The sequence below is a fragment of the Mesorhizobium abyssinicae genome, from assembly GCF_049887195.1.
GTDB classification, from domain to species: domain Bacteria; phylum Pseudomonadota; class Alphaproteobacteria; order Rhizobiales; family Rhizobiaceae; genus Mesorhizobium; species Mesorhizobium abyssinicae.
Genome location: NZ_JARAKC010000008.1, coordinates 166,526 through 182,963, shown reverse-complemented (window position 1 = coordinate 182,963; position 16,438 = coordinate 166,526). Strand labels below are relative to the sequence as shown.

Genomic DNA, 16,438 nt, shown 5'->3' with positions numbered 1-16,438 from the left:
CTACTCGGCTGCGGCGCGAATGCCCGAAGGCGCGGCGGGGAAGGTGCAGATGACGGTGGTGCCCTGGTCCTTGCCGGTCTCGATGCGGACGCTGCCGCCATGCAATTCGACAAAGCTCTTGACGATCGACAGGCCGAGGCCGGCGCCGCGCCGGCGTCCGCCATTGGTCCGCGGCTCGAAGCGGCGGAACACCGAATCCAGCACATCCGGCGGCATGCCGGGTCCGTCATCGTGGACGGAGAATTCCACGCCCTCGGCGAGCTGGCGGCAGGCGAGGGTGACCGTGCTTGCTTCCGGCGCGTAGTTCGCGGCGTTGCTCAGGAGATTGTAGAGGATCTGGCGGATGCGGGTCTCGTCGCCATGGAAGCTCTTCGGCGCCGCCGCGGCGTCGACCTTGAGCGTGATCGAGTGCTCCTCCAGCCGGTCGGCGACCAGCTCGGCGGCGGCGGCGATCGTCCGGTCGACGCTGACCTCGGAGATGTCGAGTTGCATGATGCCGGCATCGACGGTGGCGAGATCCAGTATGTCGTTGACGATGGTGAGCAGCACCGAGGAGGACGAGCCGACATGCTCGACATATTCGCGCTGCTTCGGCGTCAGCGGCCCTGTCGTGGGCAACGACAGCAGCTCGGTGAAGCCGATGATGTTGGTCAGCGGCGAGCGCAGTTCGTAGGAAACGTGCTGCACGAACTCGTTCTTCAGCTGGTCGGACCGCTCCAGCGCCTCGTTCTTGTCCTTCAGCGCCCGCTCTACATTGACGCTGTCGGTGACGTCGACGAAGGTCATCATCACTTGCCCGTTGGGCAGATGGATGACGGCGTAGCTGAGCACCGTGCCGTTGACGAGTTCGCTCTGGCCATGGCGGTCGCGGCGTTCGTCGTCGAAACCGGTGATGGCGGCGACGAAGCCGCCCCACGGGCTGTCCTTGGCCCGCCGGTCGCAGAGGTCGCGGATCGCCGAGACATGGACATTGGGCTTGACCACGTCCTGGTCCAGCCCCCACAGCGCCACGAATGCCGGGTTCGACAGCCGCAGCCGACCGTCCGGACCGAACACCGCGACACCTTCGGCGAGATTGTCCAGCGTTTCGCCCTGGACGCGCACCGCCGTCTGGTAGCGGCTTTCGAGATCCATCTTCTCGGTCAGGTTCTCGAACACCCAGGTGACGCCGCCCTTGGGCTGCGGATTGGCCACCACGCGAATGGTCTTGCCGTCCGGCAGGTGCCACCAGTGCTCTTGCGATTCGACCGCGCGATAGGCGCCGAGCAGGCCTTCCTTCCAGCGCCGCCACTCCGGCTGTTCGGCGATCTTGCCCTCGCTGCGCAGCCGGTCGAGCAGCAGGGCATTGTCCGGTGCGCTGTGCAGGAAGCCGCTGTCAAGGTTCCACAGTTTCTGGAACGCCTGGTTGAAGAAACGCAGCTTCTCGTTGGCGTCGAAGATGGCGACCGCTGTGTTGAGCTGGTCGAGCGTGTCCGCGTGGCTGCGCACCGTCCGCTCATATTCGCCGCGGATGGTCTCGGTGGCGCTGGTGTCGCAGGCAAGCCCGGCCGAGCCGTCGGCACCGGCGAAATCGGTCACCGAGAACATGCGGCGATCGCCTTCGATCACCGTCGACAGCGTTTGCTCGAACACCGGCCGCGCCTTGTGCTGCTCGGCGATCTGTTCGCGCGCCTGGCCGCCGAGGAACTCCTTGGCCTCGCGCACCGCGGCTTCGGCATTTGGCGCCTCGACCGCTTCGGCATAGGCGCGGTTGACCCATTTCAGCCGCCCGTCGGCGGCGCGCAGCCATGTCGGCATCTTCAGCGCGTCGAGCAGGCCAAGCATGGTGTCGTAGTCGGCGCTGAGTCGCTGGTTCTCGATCTTCAGCCTTGCCTGGCCGCGCAGCGTTTCCGATAGCGAGACGAAGCGCACCAGCACATGCGCCGCGCTCTTGCGGCCCTGCACCTCGAGCGGCACCCCGGCCTGCGTCTCGATGACGAGATCGAAGGTCCTTGCCTTTTCCCGCAACGCCGCCACGGCATGCTCGAGCGCGGCGGCCGAACGCGGCATCAGCCAGCGGCCGAAGGCGAGGAAGGCGGCGCGGTCCTCGGGCGCGCCGCTCTCCAGCGGCAATGTGCCGATGAGTTCCGGCTTCTTGTTCTCGGAAGCCCACACCACGACGCGCTGGTCGCGCAGATTGAGCAGCGCCTCGGAGCGCTGCAGCGCCGCGTTGACGTCGGCGATGCGGGTCCTGAGCTCGGCGTTCTGCGCCGACGTGCGGGCTCTTTCGCGGATCAGGAAGATGGCCGAGACAAGGGCGGCCCCCATGACCCCGGCGAACATGGCGAGCTGCATGACCTCGACCGTGCTGACCGATAGTCCGGCCGATTGCGCGACGCCGCCTTCGGCATGCGCCGCAAGGCCAAGTAACGGGCTGCAAAGCGCCGAGCCGGCAAGCAGCGCCGCCATGCGGACACCGGCACGCCGCAGCAAACGCCCGCCCCTGACGGCGGAGCCCGATCTCACCGAATCGCTTTGGCCGCCGGAAACGGCCTGTCCCGCACGAGGCGGGTTTTCCCCCGGCATGTCTTGGTCCTCTTCGCCGCCTGAATGCAAGACCGCCCAGATTGCGTATCCCGGCCCTCGTCCCCCGGACCGCGAATCACAACAATAACGCCTGCTGGAATCGGCGTGAAGAATCATTCGGCGCAAAAATAAAGCCGGGCGAAAGTCAATCGCCCGGCTTCAATATCTAGTGGTAATTTTCGTTTTGGTTAATAGCGGTAGTGTTCCGGCTTGAACGGACCTTGCGGCGTCACGCCGATATAGGCGGCCTGCTCGCCTGACAGTTCGGTCAGCCGGGCGCCGAGCTTGCCGAGATGCAGGCGCGCGACCTTCTCGTCGAGATGTTTCGGCAGCACATAGACCTGGTTCTGGTACTGGCCGTGCTTCGAGTAGAGCTCGATCTGCGCCAGCACCTGGTTGGTGAAGGACGCCGACATGACGAAGCTCGGATGGCCCGTGGCGTTGCCGAGATTGAGCAGCCGGCCTTCGGACAACAGGATCATGCGCTTGCCGTCCGGGAAGGTGATCATGTCGACCTGCGGCTTGACATTGGTCCATTTCAGGTTGCGCAGCGACGCCACCTGTATCTCGTTGTCGAAGTGGCCGATGTTGCCGACGATCACCATGTCCTTCATCGACCGCATGTGGTCGAGGGTGACGACATCCTTGTTGCCGGTGGTGGTGATGACGATGTCCGCGGTCGGCGCCGCGTCCTCGAGCGTGACCACCTCGAAACCGTCCATCGCCGCCTGCAGCGCGCAAATCGGATCGACCTCGGTGACCTTGACGCGGGCGCCGGCGCCCTTCAGCGAGGCCGACGAGCCCTTGCCGACATCGCCATAGCCGCAGACGACCGCGACCTTGCCGGCCATCATCGTGTCGGTGCCGCGGCGGATCCCGTCGACCAGCGATTCCTTGCAGCCGTATTTGTTGTCGAACTTCGACTTGGTGACGGAATCGTTGACGTTGATCGCCGGGAACGGCAGCAGGCCCTTCTTCTGCAGCTGGTAGAGCCGGTTGACGCCGGTGGTCGTCTCCTCGGTGACGCCGCGGATCGCTTCCTTCTGCTTGGTGAAGAAGCCGGGCGAGGCCTTCAGGCGCTTCTTGATCTGGGCGAACAGGATCTCTTCCTCTTCGCTGCCCGGATTGGACAGCACATCCTCGCCGGCCTCGGCGCGGGCGCCGATCAGGATGTACATGGTGGCGTCCCCGCCATCGTCGAGGATCATGTTGGAGGTGCCGCCATCGGCCCACTGGAAGATCTTGTCGGTGTATTCCCAATAGTCCTCGAGCGTCTCGCCCTTGATGGCGAACACCGGAATGCCGGCTTCGGCGATCGCCGCCGCGGCATGGTCCTGGGTCGAGAAGATGTTGCACGAGGCCCAGCGGATGTCGGCGCCCAGCGCCTTCAGCGTCTCGATCAGAACCGCCGTCTGGATCGTCATGTGCAGCGAGCCGGTGATGCGCGCGCCCTTGAGCGGCTTCTTGTCGCCGAACTCCTCGCGGCAGGCCATCAGGCCCGGCATTTCGGTTTCGGCGATCTCGATCTCCTTGCGGCCCCAGCCGGCAAGCGAAATGTCGGCGACCACATAGTCCTTGCTACCCGTCATGGCAGTGCTCCGGTGTGATTTGTCTGTGACACGCGCCGGCGCCTGACGGCGCGTGGAAGGGCGCGGATTGCCGGCCTGACTAGCAGATCGGCATCCAAACGACAATGGGATATAAAGAAATCTTTATTCGTGCATGTCTTTGCACCGATGCATGTCGCCCAAAAGTGTGCAGCGGTTTTGGGGTAACGACATGCATGAAGACAAAAAGCTCGTCGTCAGCATTCCTCGCCGAAGCGCCCGGCGACCAGCTGCTCCAGCGCGTCAATGGCCTGCAGCGCTTGCGGGCCGCTGGCGGTGACGCGGATCGAATAGCCCGGGCTTGCCGCCAGCATCATCAGGCCCATGATCGAGGTTCCGCCGACCGTGACGCCGTCCTTCTCGACATGGATGGCGGCATCGAAGCTGCTGGCGACCTGGACGAATTTCGCCGAGGCGCGCGCATGCAGGCCGCGCTGGTTGATGATCGGAAAATCACGCACGAGCTGGTCTTGTTCCGGCGACAGCGCGTTCATTTGCTGCTCAGGAGCTGGCTGGCGACGTTGATGTATTTGCGCCCCGCGGCCTGCGCCTCGTCGAGCGCGGCGGCCATGTTGTCGCCCTTGCGGATCGAGGAAAGCTTGATCAGCATCGGCAGGTTCATGCCGGCGATGACCTCGATGCGGCCGGATTCCATCACCGAGATGGCAAGGTTCGAGGGCGTGCCGCCGAACATGTCGGTCAAGACGATGACGCCGGCGCCGGTGTCGACGCGCGCCACGGCGTCGACGATGTCGCGGCGGCGCTGCTCCATATCGTCCTCGGCGCCGATCGCCACGGTTTCGAAATTGTCCTGCGGCCCGACGACATGTTCCACGGCATGTCGGAACTCCGTGGCCAGCTGACCGTGCGTCACGAGCACGAGTCCGATCATTCTTTGGTGGCTCCCGTCATCGCCGCTTCACAGGCGTATTTTATGCTCGCCAGCCATTCCAGGCGGCGGGAGCGCTATCTTGTCGACACGCGGCGCGTTGACAAGCCCAAAATTGCGCCGGCCGGGGCCATTTTGACGCATTGCAGCAAAAAAGCCGAAACGGATCACAGAAAAGGCGCGATGGAGAGCCGCGCCATCACGGCCGGCAGGGCGGTCGCCGCATTGCGCTCGGCAAGGTCGACGCGCGGCACCGGGCAGCCGGCGACCGGTTCGCGGATTTCTTCCTGGAAACGCGCCATTTCCGCCTGTGGCACCAGCCGCACATTGAGGTCGATCACCGCGCCCGGCTCGAATGGCAGCGGCCGCGGAATAAAGCCGGGCACCTCGGCGAGGCCGGCGATGGTCGCCGGCACGCGGCAGACCAGCCGCCCGCCATGCGCCATGGCCAGCAGCCTGTCGTCGCCGACCAGCCGCGAAAACAGGCCGCGCGCGCGGCAATGGTCGATCAGCGTCAGCGCCAGCGTCGTCTTGCCGGCGCCGGACGCTCCGGTGATGAGGACGCCGCGCTCGCCGATCAGGATAGCGGTTCCGTGGATGTTTTCGGGCTTCGCGGCGGGATCGGACATGATGGCGTCGGAAGTCAAGCTTCGGCCGGCAGCGTCACCACGAAGCGCGCGCCCTTGATCTCGCCGGGCTTGGTGCCGGGGATGTTTTCCGCCGTCAGCGTGCCGCCATGCGCCTCGACGATCTGCCGGCTGATCGACAGGCCAAGGCCGGAATTCTGGCCGAAGGCCTCGCCGGCCGGACGGTCGGTGTAGAAACGCTCGAAGATGCGGTCGATGTTGTCGGCCCTGATGCCCGGCCCGTTGTCGTCGACGGTGACGATGTTGAGCTTGCCGGCGCGCGCCAGCGAGATGGTGATATGGCCATGCTCCTCGGGAACGAAGGAGCGGGCATTCTCGATCAGATTGGTGATCACCTGGCCGATCCGCAGGTCGTGGCCGGTGACGACATAGCCTTTGACGCCTTGCGGCAGCTTGGCCACCTTGAGCTCGATCTCGACCGCCTTCTTGTTGCGCGTCGTCTCGCGCGAGACGGCGACGAGGTCGGTGATGAAGGTCTTGAGGTCGACCGTTCCCGCATCCTCGCGCGCCAGCTCGGCGTCGAGGCGCGACGCGTCGGAAATGTCGGTGATCAGCCGGTCGAGCCGCCGCACGTCGTGCTGGATGATCTCCATCAGCCGCCCGCGCGAATTCTCGTTCTTCGCCAGGGGCAGCGTCTCCACGGCGCTGCGCAGCGACGTCAGCGGGTTCTTCAGTTCGTGCGAGACGTCGGCGGCGAAGCTCTCGATCGCCTCGATGCGGGCATAGAGCGCGTTGGTCATGTCGCGGACCGCGATCGACAAATTGCCGATCTCGTCCTGGCGGTCGGAGAAGTCGGGGATTTCCTCGCGGTTCTTGACGCCGCGCCGCACCCTGACGGCGGCGGCGGAAAGCCGGCGCAACGGGTTGGCGATGGTCGAGGCGAGGAGCATCGACAGGATGGCGGTGACAAGTGCCGCGATGCCGAAGACACGCAGGATCGCCTTGCGCTCGGCGGAGACGATCTTGTCGATGTCGCCGCCTTCGGTCGACAGCATCAGCACGCCGAGCACGGCACGGAAGCGCTGGATCGGGACGGCGACGGAGACGATCTGCTCGCCCTGCTCGCTGATGCGCACGATGGTCGAGGGGCTGCCGGTCAGCGCCTTGACCACTTCAGGAAACGCCGCGCCGTTGCCGCCGGGCTGCTCGTGGTAGACCGGCAGGTCCTTGTTGCGGAAGAAGTCGAAGACGAACTTTTCGACACGCTCGACGATGCCCGGCTGCTCGTCGTCGACCGGCGGCAGGTCGTAGCGCAGGATCTGGCCGCGCGAATAGAGATGGCGCGAATCGAGCAGCAGGTTGGCGTCGCGGTCGTAGATGCGGGCGCGCGTGCGCGTCGGCGAGATCAGCCGCCGCAGCACCGGCGCGACCCGCTCAGGGTTGATCGGGAAGTCGAGATTGTCGAGCTGGTCGGAACCGGGGCCCAGGCTCTCGCCCGCCTGCAGCTCGAGCAGCTTTTCCGGATCGATGCTGATCGAATCAGTCTCCACCGTCGCCGACGCCGCGATCGCGCCGGCGATGATCTCGCCCTGCGTCATCAGGCTTTCGACGCGGGCATCGATCAGCCCGTCGCGGAAGGTGTTGAGATAGAGGATGCCGGTGACCAGCACCGCCAGGCCGGCAAGGTTGAGGAACAGGATGCGGCGGGTCAGGCTGGAGAAGATGTGATGGCCGAGGAAACGGCGCATCGGCACGGTGATCTTCGACAGGAATGCGGGCAGCATCCGGGACGGCCGCCTGACGGCGCCCGCCCTTCTGTTCCGCTCTACGTCCACTGCCATCGAATAGCAGCTCCCGGCCTGTTCCTACGCATGTCGTTGACCCAAACCGCCGTACACCGTCGAGCGGCATGCATCAACTTACGCTTCGCGGAACCGGTATCCGACTCCGTAAAGGGTTTCGATCATTTCGAAGTCGTCGTCGACGGCCTTGAACTTCTTGCGCAGCCGCTTGATGTGGCTGTCGATGGTGCGATCGTCGACATAGACCTGTTCATCATAGGCCGAATCCATCAGCGCATCACGGCTTTTTACCACGCCGGGACGCTGCGCCAGCGAATGCAGGATGAGGAATTCGGTGACCGTCAGCGTCACCGGCTCGCCCTTCCAGGTGCAGGTATGCCGCTCCTGATCCATCACCAGCTGGCCGCGCTCCAGCGAGCGGGCCTGCTGGCTGGGCTGCTTGGCGGCGGCCTCGCGGGCGCTGGTGCGGCGCAGGACCGCGCGCACCCGCTCGACCAGCAGACGCTGCGAGAACGGTTTGCGGATGAAGTCGTCGGCGCCCATCTTGAGGCCGAAGAGCTCGTCGATCTCGTCGTCCTTGGAGGTCAGGAAGATCACCGGCAGGTCGGATTTCTGACGCATCCGGCGCAAGAGTTCCATGCCGTCCATGCGCGGCATCTTGATGTCGAGGATGGCGAGATTCGGCGGCCGCGCCGCCAGGCCTTCCAGCGCCGACGCACCATCCGTGTAGGTTTCGACGCGATAGCCCTCGGATTCGAGGGCGATCGACACCGACGTCAGGATATTGCGGTCGTCGTCGACAAGCGCGATTGTTGCCATTTCAAGCGGCTCCCTCATGAGCTGTCCCTTCTTTCGTCGAGAAGGGGCTTTTGCAGGACAAATTAGGTACAAAATGTGGCATAGGCTCCGCGCAGTGTCACGCACAGCGTGCCGGCGGCCGCATTCGCACCCCTACGCGGATTGGACGAACAAGGTTTGCCAATCCTTTGGGCAACCACTGTGATTTTTTGCACATATAAACGATTTAAACAACTTTCAAATTTTTTAAATCGATTAAAGATTTGATATCATTCGGGTTTTCTGGTTCTGACCCTCTCAGCCCCGGCATCGGGGCGCCGGTCATCCGCCGGCCAGACGCGGCAAAACGAAGCCAGATGCGGCAAACGAAGAAGGAACCCTTGATGTCGGAAGCCGGCAAACGCAATCCCGCATGCCCCCTCGATCTGAAGACCACGGGCACGGTACGCTATAACTTCGGCGCCGCCGCGCTGTACGAGGAAGCGATCCGCCGCGGCGAGGCCAGGCTCACCGCCCATGGCGCCCTTGTCGCCGAGACCGGCCAGCATACGGGACGCTCGCCCAAGGACAAATTCGTCGTGCGCGACGGCGCCACCGAACCGCATGTCTGGTGGGACAACAACAAGGCGATCTCGCCGGCGCAGTTCGATGCGCTGCTGGCAGATTTCCACGCCCATGCGGCGAACAAGGACCTCTATGTTCAGGATCTGGTCGGCGGCGCCGATTCGGATCTGAAGCTGCCGACCCGGGTCGTCACCGAATTCGCCTGGCATTCGCTGTTCATCCGCAATCTCCTGATCCGCCCCGAGGCGTCGGAGCTCGCGCATTTCGTGCCGGCGATGACGATCATCGACCTGCCCTCGTTCCGCGCCGACCCGGCCCGCCACGGCACCCGCACCGAAACGGTGATCGCCGTCGATCTGACGCGCATGATCGTGCTGATCGGCGGCACCTCCTATGCCGGCGAGATGAAGAAGTCGGTGTTCACCGCCCTCAACTATCTGCTGCCGGCCAAGGGCGTGATGCCGATGCACTGCTCGGCCAATGAAGGCCCGGCGGGCGACGCGGCGGTGTTCTTCGGCCTCTCCGGAACCGGCAAGACGACGCTGTCGGCCGATCCGTCGCGCACGCTGATCGGCGATGACGAGCACGGCTGGGGCCCGCACGGCATCTTCAACTTCGAGGGCGGCTGCTACGCCAAGACGATCAGGCTCTCGGCCGAGGCCGAGCCGGAGATCTTCGCCACCACGCAACGTTTCGGCACCGTGCTGGAAAATGTCGTGCTCGGCGCCGACCGCGTGCCGGATTTCGACGACGGCAGCCTGACCGAAAACACGCGCTGCGCCTATCCGCTCGACTACATCCCCAATGCCTCGAAGACCGGCCGCGCCAGACATCCCAAAAACATCATCATGCTGACCGCCGACGCCTTCGGCGTGATGCCGCCGATCGCGAAACTGACCCCGGCGCAGGCGATGTATCATTTCCTCTCCGGCTATACGGCCAAGGTCGCCGGCACCGAAAAGGGCGTCACCGAGCCGGAAGCGACCTTCTCGACCTGTTTCGGCGCGCCGTTCATGCCGCGCCACCCGTCGGAATACGGCAATCTGCTGCGCGAGCTGATCGCCCGCCATGGCGCCGATTGCTGGCTGGTCAACACCGGTTGGACCGGCGGCGCTTACGGCACCGGCCGCCGCATGCCGATCAAGGTGACGCGGGCGCTGCTCTCCGCCGCGCTCGACGGGTCGCTGAAGACCGCCGATTTCCGCACCGACGCCAATTTCGGCTTCGCGGTGCCGGTGGCGGTCGCCGACGTCGAGCGCGCCCTCCTCGATCCGCGCTCCACCTGGGCCGACAAGCCGGCCTACGACCGCCAGGCGGCGAGGCTGGTCGGCATGTTCGCCGCCAACTTCGAAAAGTTTGAGCCGCATGTCGACGCGACCATCATGGGTGCCGCGCCGCGCCTGCAGGAAGCGGCCGAATAGTCGTTGCGGCTATGGTGTTTCTGTCCAAGACCCGGCTTTCCGCCGGGTCTTTTCTTTTTCACGCCGCCGCGTCATGACTGCGGCATGGCTTCAGACGAAAAAATCATCATTGCCGACAATGTGGTGATCCATCCCGGCGATCTGCACGAGGATTTCATCCGTTCCTCGGGTCCCGGCGGCCAGAACGTCAACAAGGTGGCCACCGCCGTGCAACTGCGCTTCGATGCCGCCAACGCCGAGGGCCTGCCGGAGCGGGTGCGCGAGCGCACCATCAAGCTTGCCGGCCAGCGCGCCACCAAGGACGGCGTCGTCGTCATCGAGGCCGGACGCTTCCGCACCCAGGAGCAGAACCGGGCCGATGCGCGGGCGAGGCTGACCGCGCTGGTCGCCAAGGCGGCCGAGCCGCCGCCGCCGCCGCGCAAGAAGACCAGGCCGTCGAAAGGCGCCGTCGAGCGCCGCCTCAAGACCAAGGCCGGGCGCTCCACGGTGAAGAAGCTGCGCGGCCGGGTCGAGAACGACTGAGACCGGCCGGCGGAGACCGCGCTGGCCGCTTTCGGGTCGCCGACTTTCCCCATCGGTGGCATGCTCGGGCGCGTTAACCGGATCGAACGGAAATCCCATGCTCGTTTTGCCCAAGGGTGTCCGCCACATGCCCGGCTACCTGCCGCGCCCGGCGCAGGAAGCGCTGGTCGAAGAGATCAGGGCGGTGGTGCAGGCCGCGCCCTTGTTCGTGCCGGCCATGCCGCGCACCGGCAAGGAAATGAGCGTGCGCATGACCAATTGCGGCCCGCTCGGCTGGGTCACCGACAAGGAGCGTGGCTACCGCTATCAGCCGACGCATCCGGTCTCAGGACAGCCCTGGCCGCCGATCCCGGAGGCCTTGCTGAAAGTATGGCAGGAGGTTGCTGCCTATCCGCATCCGCCTGAGGCCTGCCTCGTCAATTTCTATTCGAGCGACGCCAGGATGGGCCTGCACCAGGACCGCGACGAGGAAGATTTCGCCGCGCCCGTCGTCTCCGTGTCGCTCGGCGACGATTGCCTGTTCAGGGTCGGCCAGACCACGCGCGAAGGCGGGACAAAATCGTTCCGGCTGAAAAGCGGCGACGTCGTCGTGCTCGGCGGCGAGGGCCGCCTTTGCTTCCACGGCGTCGACCGCATCTACCCGTCGACCTCGGCTCTGCTGAAGAATGGCGGCCGTATCAATCTGACGTTGCGGCGGGTGACGATGCACGCCCGCTAACCGAATCTACAGACTTTTTTCATAAATACGCCAAGGCGCTGCGATGTGGGGTCGGGCAATGAATGAGAGCGGTTTGGTTATCCGTCACCTGTGGACGATCGTCTGCGGGGCGATTCAGCTCGTTCGCAGGGATTCGGGCCTTTATCTGAGCATCGTCATCTATACGTTGGCGGGACTGGTCTTCCTGCATGCGATAGGCGCTGACGACCGCACCGCCTATTCGATCTATTTCGGCAGATGGACACTGCTTAACTGTCTGATATTGCCGGCTTTTGCCATCCTTATCGACCTCATCCTGATTGTCCGCCGCTTCGGCCCCCGGCGCCGTCTTGCCGCGAAACGGATCTTTTCCACGACGCGGTTGGCCTACGCGTTCTCCGGGCTGAGCCTGCTTATGGCGCTGATGATCTTCCAAGGCACGTTCACCTCGGTGAAGAACGGCATGCCGGTCTGGCAGGACGGTTTTCCGTTCGACGTGGCGCAAGCCAACATCGACGCCTTCCTGCATTTTGGCACCGATCCGTGGCGCTGGCTTTACGCCGTGGCCGAAAACGATTCGGTCCGCGCGGCAATCGAGTGGAACTACAACGTGTTCTGGTTCCTGCTCAATTTCGGCGCCCTGTTCTTTGTCGCGACGTCGCCCATGGTGGCATCGGTTCGCACGCGCTACCTGGCCTGCTTCATGGCCGTCTGGATCGTCGTCGGCAACGTGCTGGCGGCGCTGTTCCTGTCGGCGGGCCCGGCGTTCTATGGCTCGGTCACGGGAGACGTGGCCCGGTTTGGCGAACAGCTTGCGTTCCTGGCCCATGGCGCCGCGTCGCGCAACTCCGCCGTTTCCTATCAGCAGTATCTGTGGACGCTGCACGAGGCCAGGCAGACCGGCTTTGGCTCGGGCATTTCGGCGTTCCCGAGCGTGCATGTCGGGTTGGCGATGCTGAACGCGCTGTTCCTGCGCGAGTTCAACCGCTATCTGGGTGCGCTGGCGTTCGTCTATGTCGCCTTCGTCGCGGCCAGCTCGGTTTACCTCGCCTGGCATTATGCGATCGACGGCTATGTCAGCGCCATCGTCACCCTCATCGTCTATGTCGTGGCTCGCAAGCTGATCCCGGCCGATTCCCGGCCGGTGGCGGCCATGCAGACAGCGACCGTCAATCGCCCCGAGGCGGCCATCGCGGCGTTCTGAGCGCCGTATCCTTCATCTTTGGATGCGCCGGTAGACGGTGATTGCCGGCTCCGCATGCAGCACACGGTAATTGCGCAAGGCAGAAGCGATCCGCTTGTCGCCGTGCATGAGCGCATCCCAGGACGGATTGCCTGCCGGGCCTGCCAGCACGATGTCGGGCTGCTTTGCCGCTATCTCGGCGGCAAAGTCGCCGATCGCCCGATCGCGGATTGTCTCCAGTCTCAGCTTCTGTTCGGGGTCATCGGTCCTGTCCACCAGTTTCTGGGCGCTGGAGACCATCCAGGCGCCGGGGTTGCGCGACACGAACCTGCCGCCGACCAACCGGGTCAGGGGGAAGGCGGCCTGCATCTGGGAGGCAATCGATACGATCGTCGGATGGTCGAAGCTGCCGCGGATCGCCGCGACGGATCGCTCGATCGGTCCGCTGTCCCTGGTCAGCGCGTCATACTGCGCCCTGGTCGTCGCTTGCAGCAGCAGCACGCAACCGAACATCAGCGCGGCTTTGCGAACCATCCCTGCCTTGGGGAAATCGCCGAACCGCAGAAGCTGCAGGCCGAACGCGATTGCCGTGATCGCGACCATCGGCAGGGCGTGGTTCGGCCATCCCTTGCCCATCAGCAGGAAGGCGGGGACCAGGCCGAGCGCGCTTGCCAGCGCGATCCTTGTGTCCCAATGCACATGCCTCAACCCTCCCGTCCCGACAACGATCGCGGCCGACAGCAGCAGCACGATCTTCGGCCAGTTCTCCAGATTGTCGAGCAGCGGCGCGCGAAGCGGCAGGTAGACTTCCCTGACGAGCGGCAGGACTTGCGTCAGGTAGCCGCGGTCGAAGATTGCGATGCTGGCCACGTAGAGGACGGCCATCGCGGCGCCGATAAGGTTTTCCGTAACGAGGATCGGCCTTGGCGAACGCCGTTGCCAGGCGAGGCACAGCGACGGCACGACGAAGGCCAGGGCGAAGTGGGGTGGCTTGACCATCACCATGACGCCGGCGCCGAGGCCGGCCACGATGCGTTCGGCAAGCGACCCGGCAACGAAGTCCGGCTGCCGCTGGCGCGCGCACTGCAATGCCAGCCAGGGCAGGATGCCGATCAGCGCGAACTGCTCGCGCTGGCCGAACTGATCCGGCAGGAAACACAGAACCATGAAGGCCGCCGCCGCCAGAAGCCAGAAGGCGCCGGCCTGCCGGTAGATCGGGTCGGCGCGCGTCAGGATCCGGGCGCAAACCACCAGGCTGGCCAGACCGAGACAGACAACCCCGAGCGCCAGCCAGAACTCGGCCGCTATGCCGGTCAGCCTCTCCAGCAGCACGAACGGCATATACAGCCAGATCGAGAAGGGCGGATTGGTCTCTAGCATATCGGTGTTCAGCCGTTCGCCGTTCAACAGCCGCTCGCAGACCACCAGCAGCCACGACACATCGACATTGGTCGGCACCACAGCGATCGCCAGCCACGCCGCATAGGCGGCAGCCAAGAACGTCAGGAAAAGCGGCGTCGCGATCCGCCAGACGGGTCGCGACGTGGGAGCAAATCCGGCCAAAGGCTTGTCGTAGGGCTCGGCTCTAGACATCGCGGAACACCCAACGCCTGAGCACGATGTAGTTCACCAGCGGCACGACGATGCAGGTCAGGACGATCGGGATGGCCGCGGGCATGCCCAGCCGCTCGGTGAGGACGACCGGCAAGGCGATGGCTGTCGCCAGGCCCATCGCGTTGAGCAGAGCAAAGCGCGGCAGTTCGAAGGCGTGCGCGCCTGCCGACATGAAGGTGAAGTACTTGTGCCCGGCATAGGAGAACAGGCCCGCAATGGCATAGGCGACCACGGACGCCGCCGTTGCCGGGAGCATCGCGGCGCCAGTGCCGCCGTGCGACAGCGCCAGGGCGCAAACGGCATAGACCAGCGTCGAAGCGCCGCCGATCACTGCGAAGCGCGAAATCCGGTGGGAGCGCAGAATGTTCAGCATGGTCGGAGTCAGGCCGCCAGCCGGCTGTCCAGTCGCGCCCTGTCGAAGGCCGCGTCCGTGCCGAACACGGCAAGCAGCGAGACGCCGAACGGCAGCCCGGCGTTCGGCAGGATCCGGCTTTCGGCCGAAAACAGCGCCTTCATCGCGCTGTTGATCGGCTTTGGCGGCATCGCCTGCCCGGAAGCGGTGTTCGAGCGCCGCAGGCGGTCGGCAAGGCGGGCGAGCGCCGCCACCGGAAACAGCGCCGCATTGGTGTAGCTCAGCTTCTCGATGCGATAACCGGCCTGTTCGATGCGCGTCTTCAACAGATTGCGCGAATAGCGCCGCATGTGGTGCAGCCCGACATCATGCTTGCTCCACAGCCATTGGTGCGCCGGAACCGTGAGCACAACCTTGCCGCCCGGCTTCAGCATCCGCCTGATCGTCTCCAGCGAGGCTTCGTCTTCCGCGACATGCTCCAGCACGTCGAACAGGCAGACGAGGTCGAAGCTCGCCGGCGTCACGGGCATGCCATCGGGAAGATGGCCGGCAAGGAAGTCGCGGCCCGTCTTCTCGCGGGCGATCCGGCGCGCCAGCTCGTTCATCTCCACCGCCGTGACGGTGCCGAACTGCTCCAGCATCCTGATGTTGCCGCCCGTGCCGGCGCCGATCTCGAGGATGTCGGCCTCGCGCGGCAGGCCGAGGCCGCGGATGACCGCCTCGGCGATGGCGCGCCGCCCGCAGAACCACCAATGCTCGTCCTCGGTGGCCGCCATCCGCCGATAGGCATCGAGCTCCATCAGGGCGTCCCGTCGTATTTGCGGCGCACGATGTAGATCGGGCGCTGTTTGATCTCGGCATAGACGCGGCCGAGATACTGGCCGATGATGCCGATGCCGAGCAGCTGGATGCCGCCGAGGAACAGCACGCTGACCAGCAGCGAGGCATAGCCGGGCACGTCGATGCCGAAAACCAGCGTCTTGGCGATGATCAGGAGGCCGTAGAGGAAGGCGAAGGCCGAGATCGTCGCGCCGACATAGGTCCAGACCTCCAGCGGCGCGCTCGAGAAGCTGGTGATGCCTTCCAGCGCGAAGTTCCACAGCCGCCAGCCAGAGAACTTCGATTGTCCGGCGCTGCGCTGGTCGCGGCTGTATTCGACGGTGGCGGAGCGGAAGCCCACCCAGGCGAACAACCCTTTCATGAACCTGCGTCGCTCGGGAAGCGAACGCAGCGCCTCGATCACCTGGCGGTCGATGAGCCGGAAATCGCCGACATCCTGCGGGATCTTCTGTTGCGCGATCCAGTTGTGAACGCGGTAGAACATCGACGCGGAGCGCTGCTTGAGGAAACTGTCGGTGGCGCGGCTGGTCCGCTTGGCGAGGACGACTTCGAACCCCTCGCGCCATTTCTCGACAAGCAGCGGAATGACATGCGGCGGATCCTGGAGATCGGCATCCATCGGGATCGCGGCATCCGCATCGCAGCAGTCGAGCCCGGCGGTCAAGGCGGCTTCCTTGCCGAAATTGCGCGACAGGTCGATCACCCGGATGCGCGGATCGGCTTGCTGCGCCTCGATCAGCCGATCGAGCGTCGCGTCGCTGCTGCCGTCATTGACGAAGATGAAATCGAAGGCGACGCCGGCCTGCTTCAGCGGGTCGGTGTGTTCGCGCACGGCCGCCAGAAACGGCCAGATCGCGCTTTCCTCATTGTGCACCGGCACGATCAGCGCGACCGTCGCCGTGCCGGTTCGCGGGTGCGCGATGCCGCTCGACGCCGGTCGATCGATGTGGAGGAATGGCGCGTTCATTGCTTGCCCAGCCCGCGGATCGGGCCCGAC

The 16,438-nt window shown here is 65.0% G+C and carries 15 protein-coding genes; 4 read left to right on the top strand and 11 right to left on the bottom strand.

What is annotated here, in order from left to right:
- The 7 genes from PU724_RS19385 to PU724_RS19355 form a co-directional block, all read right to left on the bottom strand.
- Positions 1 to 2,565: a sensor histidine kinase gene (locus PU724_RS19385; protein ID WP_354420454.1), complete on the bottom strand. Its 2,565-nt coding sequence runs from the start codon at positions 2,563 to 2,565 to the stop codon at positions 1 to 3.
- A 188-nt stretch (positions 2,566 to 2,753) separates the two neighbouring features.
- Positions 2,754 to 4,154: an adenosylhomocysteinase gene (gene ahcY / locus PU724_RS19380; RefSeq protein ID WP_127310907.1), complete on the bottom strand. Its 1,401-nt coding sequence runs from the start codon at positions 4,152 to 4,154 to the stop codon at positions 2,754 to 2,756.
- 215 nt (positions 4,155 to 4,369) lie between these two features.
- Positions 4,370 to 4,666 (bottom strand): HPr family phosphocarrier protein, encoded by a 297-nt coding sequence (locus PU724_RS19375; RefSeq protein ID WP_127283711.1) that lies wholly within the window; start codon positions 4,664 to 4,666, stop codon positions 4,370 to 4,372.
- Positions 4,663 to 5,064, bottom strand: a complete 402-nt coding sequence (locus PU724_RS19370; protein ID WP_127283710.1) for a PTS sugar transporter subunit IIA — start codon at positions 5,062 to 5,064, stop codon at positions 4,663 to 4,665. The genes PU724_RS19375 and PU724_RS19370 overlap by 4 nt, the downstream gene beginning before the upstream one ends.
- 164 nt (positions 5,065 to 5,228) lie before the next feature.
- Positions 5,229 to 5,690, bottom strand: coding sequence for an HPr kinase/phosphorylase (locus PU724_RS19365; RefSeq protein ID WP_127283708.1), 462 nt, complete (start codon positions 5,688 to 5,690; stop codon positions 5,229 to 5,231).
- A 14-nt stretch (positions 5,691 to 5,704) separates the two neighbouring features.
- Entirely contained in the window at positions 5,705 to 7,489 is a 1,785-nt protein-coding gene (locus PU724_RS19360; RefSeq protein ID WP_127283707.1) for a sensor histidine kinase, read from the bottom strand.
- A gap of 78 nt (positions 7,490 to 7,567) precedes the next feature.
- Positions 7,568 to 8,269 (bottom strand): response regulator transcription factor, encoded by a 702-nt coding sequence (locus tag PU724_RS19355; protein WP_126057113.1) that lies wholly within the window; start codon positions 8,267 to 8,269, stop codon positions 7,568 to 7,570.
- Between the two features lie 362 nt (positions 8,270 to 8,631).
- On the opposite strand from PU724_RS19355, the gene PU724_RS19350 reads away from it, so the two are divergent.
- From PU724_RS19350 to PU724_RS19335, 4 genes are all read left to right on the top strand, one after another.
- Positions 8,632 to 10,233, top strand: a complete 1,602-nt coding sequence (locus PU724_RS19350; RefSeq protein WP_354420453.1) for a phosphoenolpyruvate carboxykinase — start codon at positions 8,632 to 8,634, stop codon at positions 10,231 to 10,233.
- 84 nt (positions 10,234 to 10,317) lie between these two features.
- A complete protein-coding gene (arfB, locus tag PU724_RS19345) occupies positions 10,318 to 10,755 on the top strand; it encodes an alternative ribosome rescue aminoacyl-tRNA hydrolase ArfB (RefSeq protein WP_127391616.1) in 438 nt (145 codons plus the stop codon).
- A gap of 97 nt (positions 10,756 to 10,852) precedes the next feature.
- Complete coding sequence (locus PU724_RS19340; protein ID WP_354420452.1) at positions 10,853 to 11,473, top strand: alpha-ketoglutarate-dependent dioxygenase AlkB family protein; 621 nt, start codon at positions 10,853 to 10,855, stop codon at positions 11,471 to 11,473.
- A gap of 58 nt (positions 11,474 to 11,531) precedes the next feature.
- Positions 11,532 to 12,656: a phosphatase PAP2 family protein gene (locus PU724_RS19335; RefSeq protein WP_426213517.1), complete on the top strand. Its 1,125-nt coding sequence runs from the start codon at positions 11,532 to 11,534 to the stop codon at positions 12,654 to 12,656.
- 12 nt (positions 12,657 to 12,668) lie between these two features.
- Here PU724_RS19335 and PU724_RS19330 read toward each other — a convergent pair whose 3' ends face one another.
- The 4 genes from PU724_RS19330 to PU724_RS19315 are packed head-to-tail and all read right to left on the bottom strand — an operon-like array spanning position 12,669 to position 16,408.
- Complete coding sequence (locus tag PU724_RS19330) at positions 12,669 to 14,228, bottom strand: hypothetical protein (protein ID WP_354420450.1); 1,560 nt, start codon at positions 14,226 to 14,228, stop codon at positions 12,669 to 12,671.
- A complete protein-coding gene (locus PU724_RS19325; RefSeq protein WP_320253668.1) occupies positions 14,221 to 14,622 on the bottom strand; it encodes a GtrA family protein in 402 nt (133 codons plus the stop codon). The genes PU724_RS19330 and PU724_RS19325 overlap by 8 nt, the downstream gene beginning before the upstream one ends.
- A gap of 8 nt (positions 14,623 to 14,630) precedes the next feature.
- The gene (locus tag PU724_RS19320; RefSeq protein ID WP_128273091.1) at positions 14,631 to 15,401 is read right to left on the bottom strand and encodes a class I SAM-dependent methyltransferase; all 771 of its coding nucleotides are present in this window, start codon (positions 15,399 to 15,401) and stop codon (positions 14,631 to 14,633) included.
- Positions 15,401 to 16,408, bottom strand: coding sequence for a glycosyltransferase family 2 protein (locus PU724_RS19315; RefSeq protein ID WP_354420449.1), 1,008 nt, complete (start codon positions 16,406 to 16,408; stop codon positions 15,401 to 15,403). The genes PU724_RS19320 and PU724_RS19315 overlap by 1 nt, the downstream gene beginning before the upstream one ends.
- Positions 16,409 to 16,438: the final 30 nt, after the last annotated feature.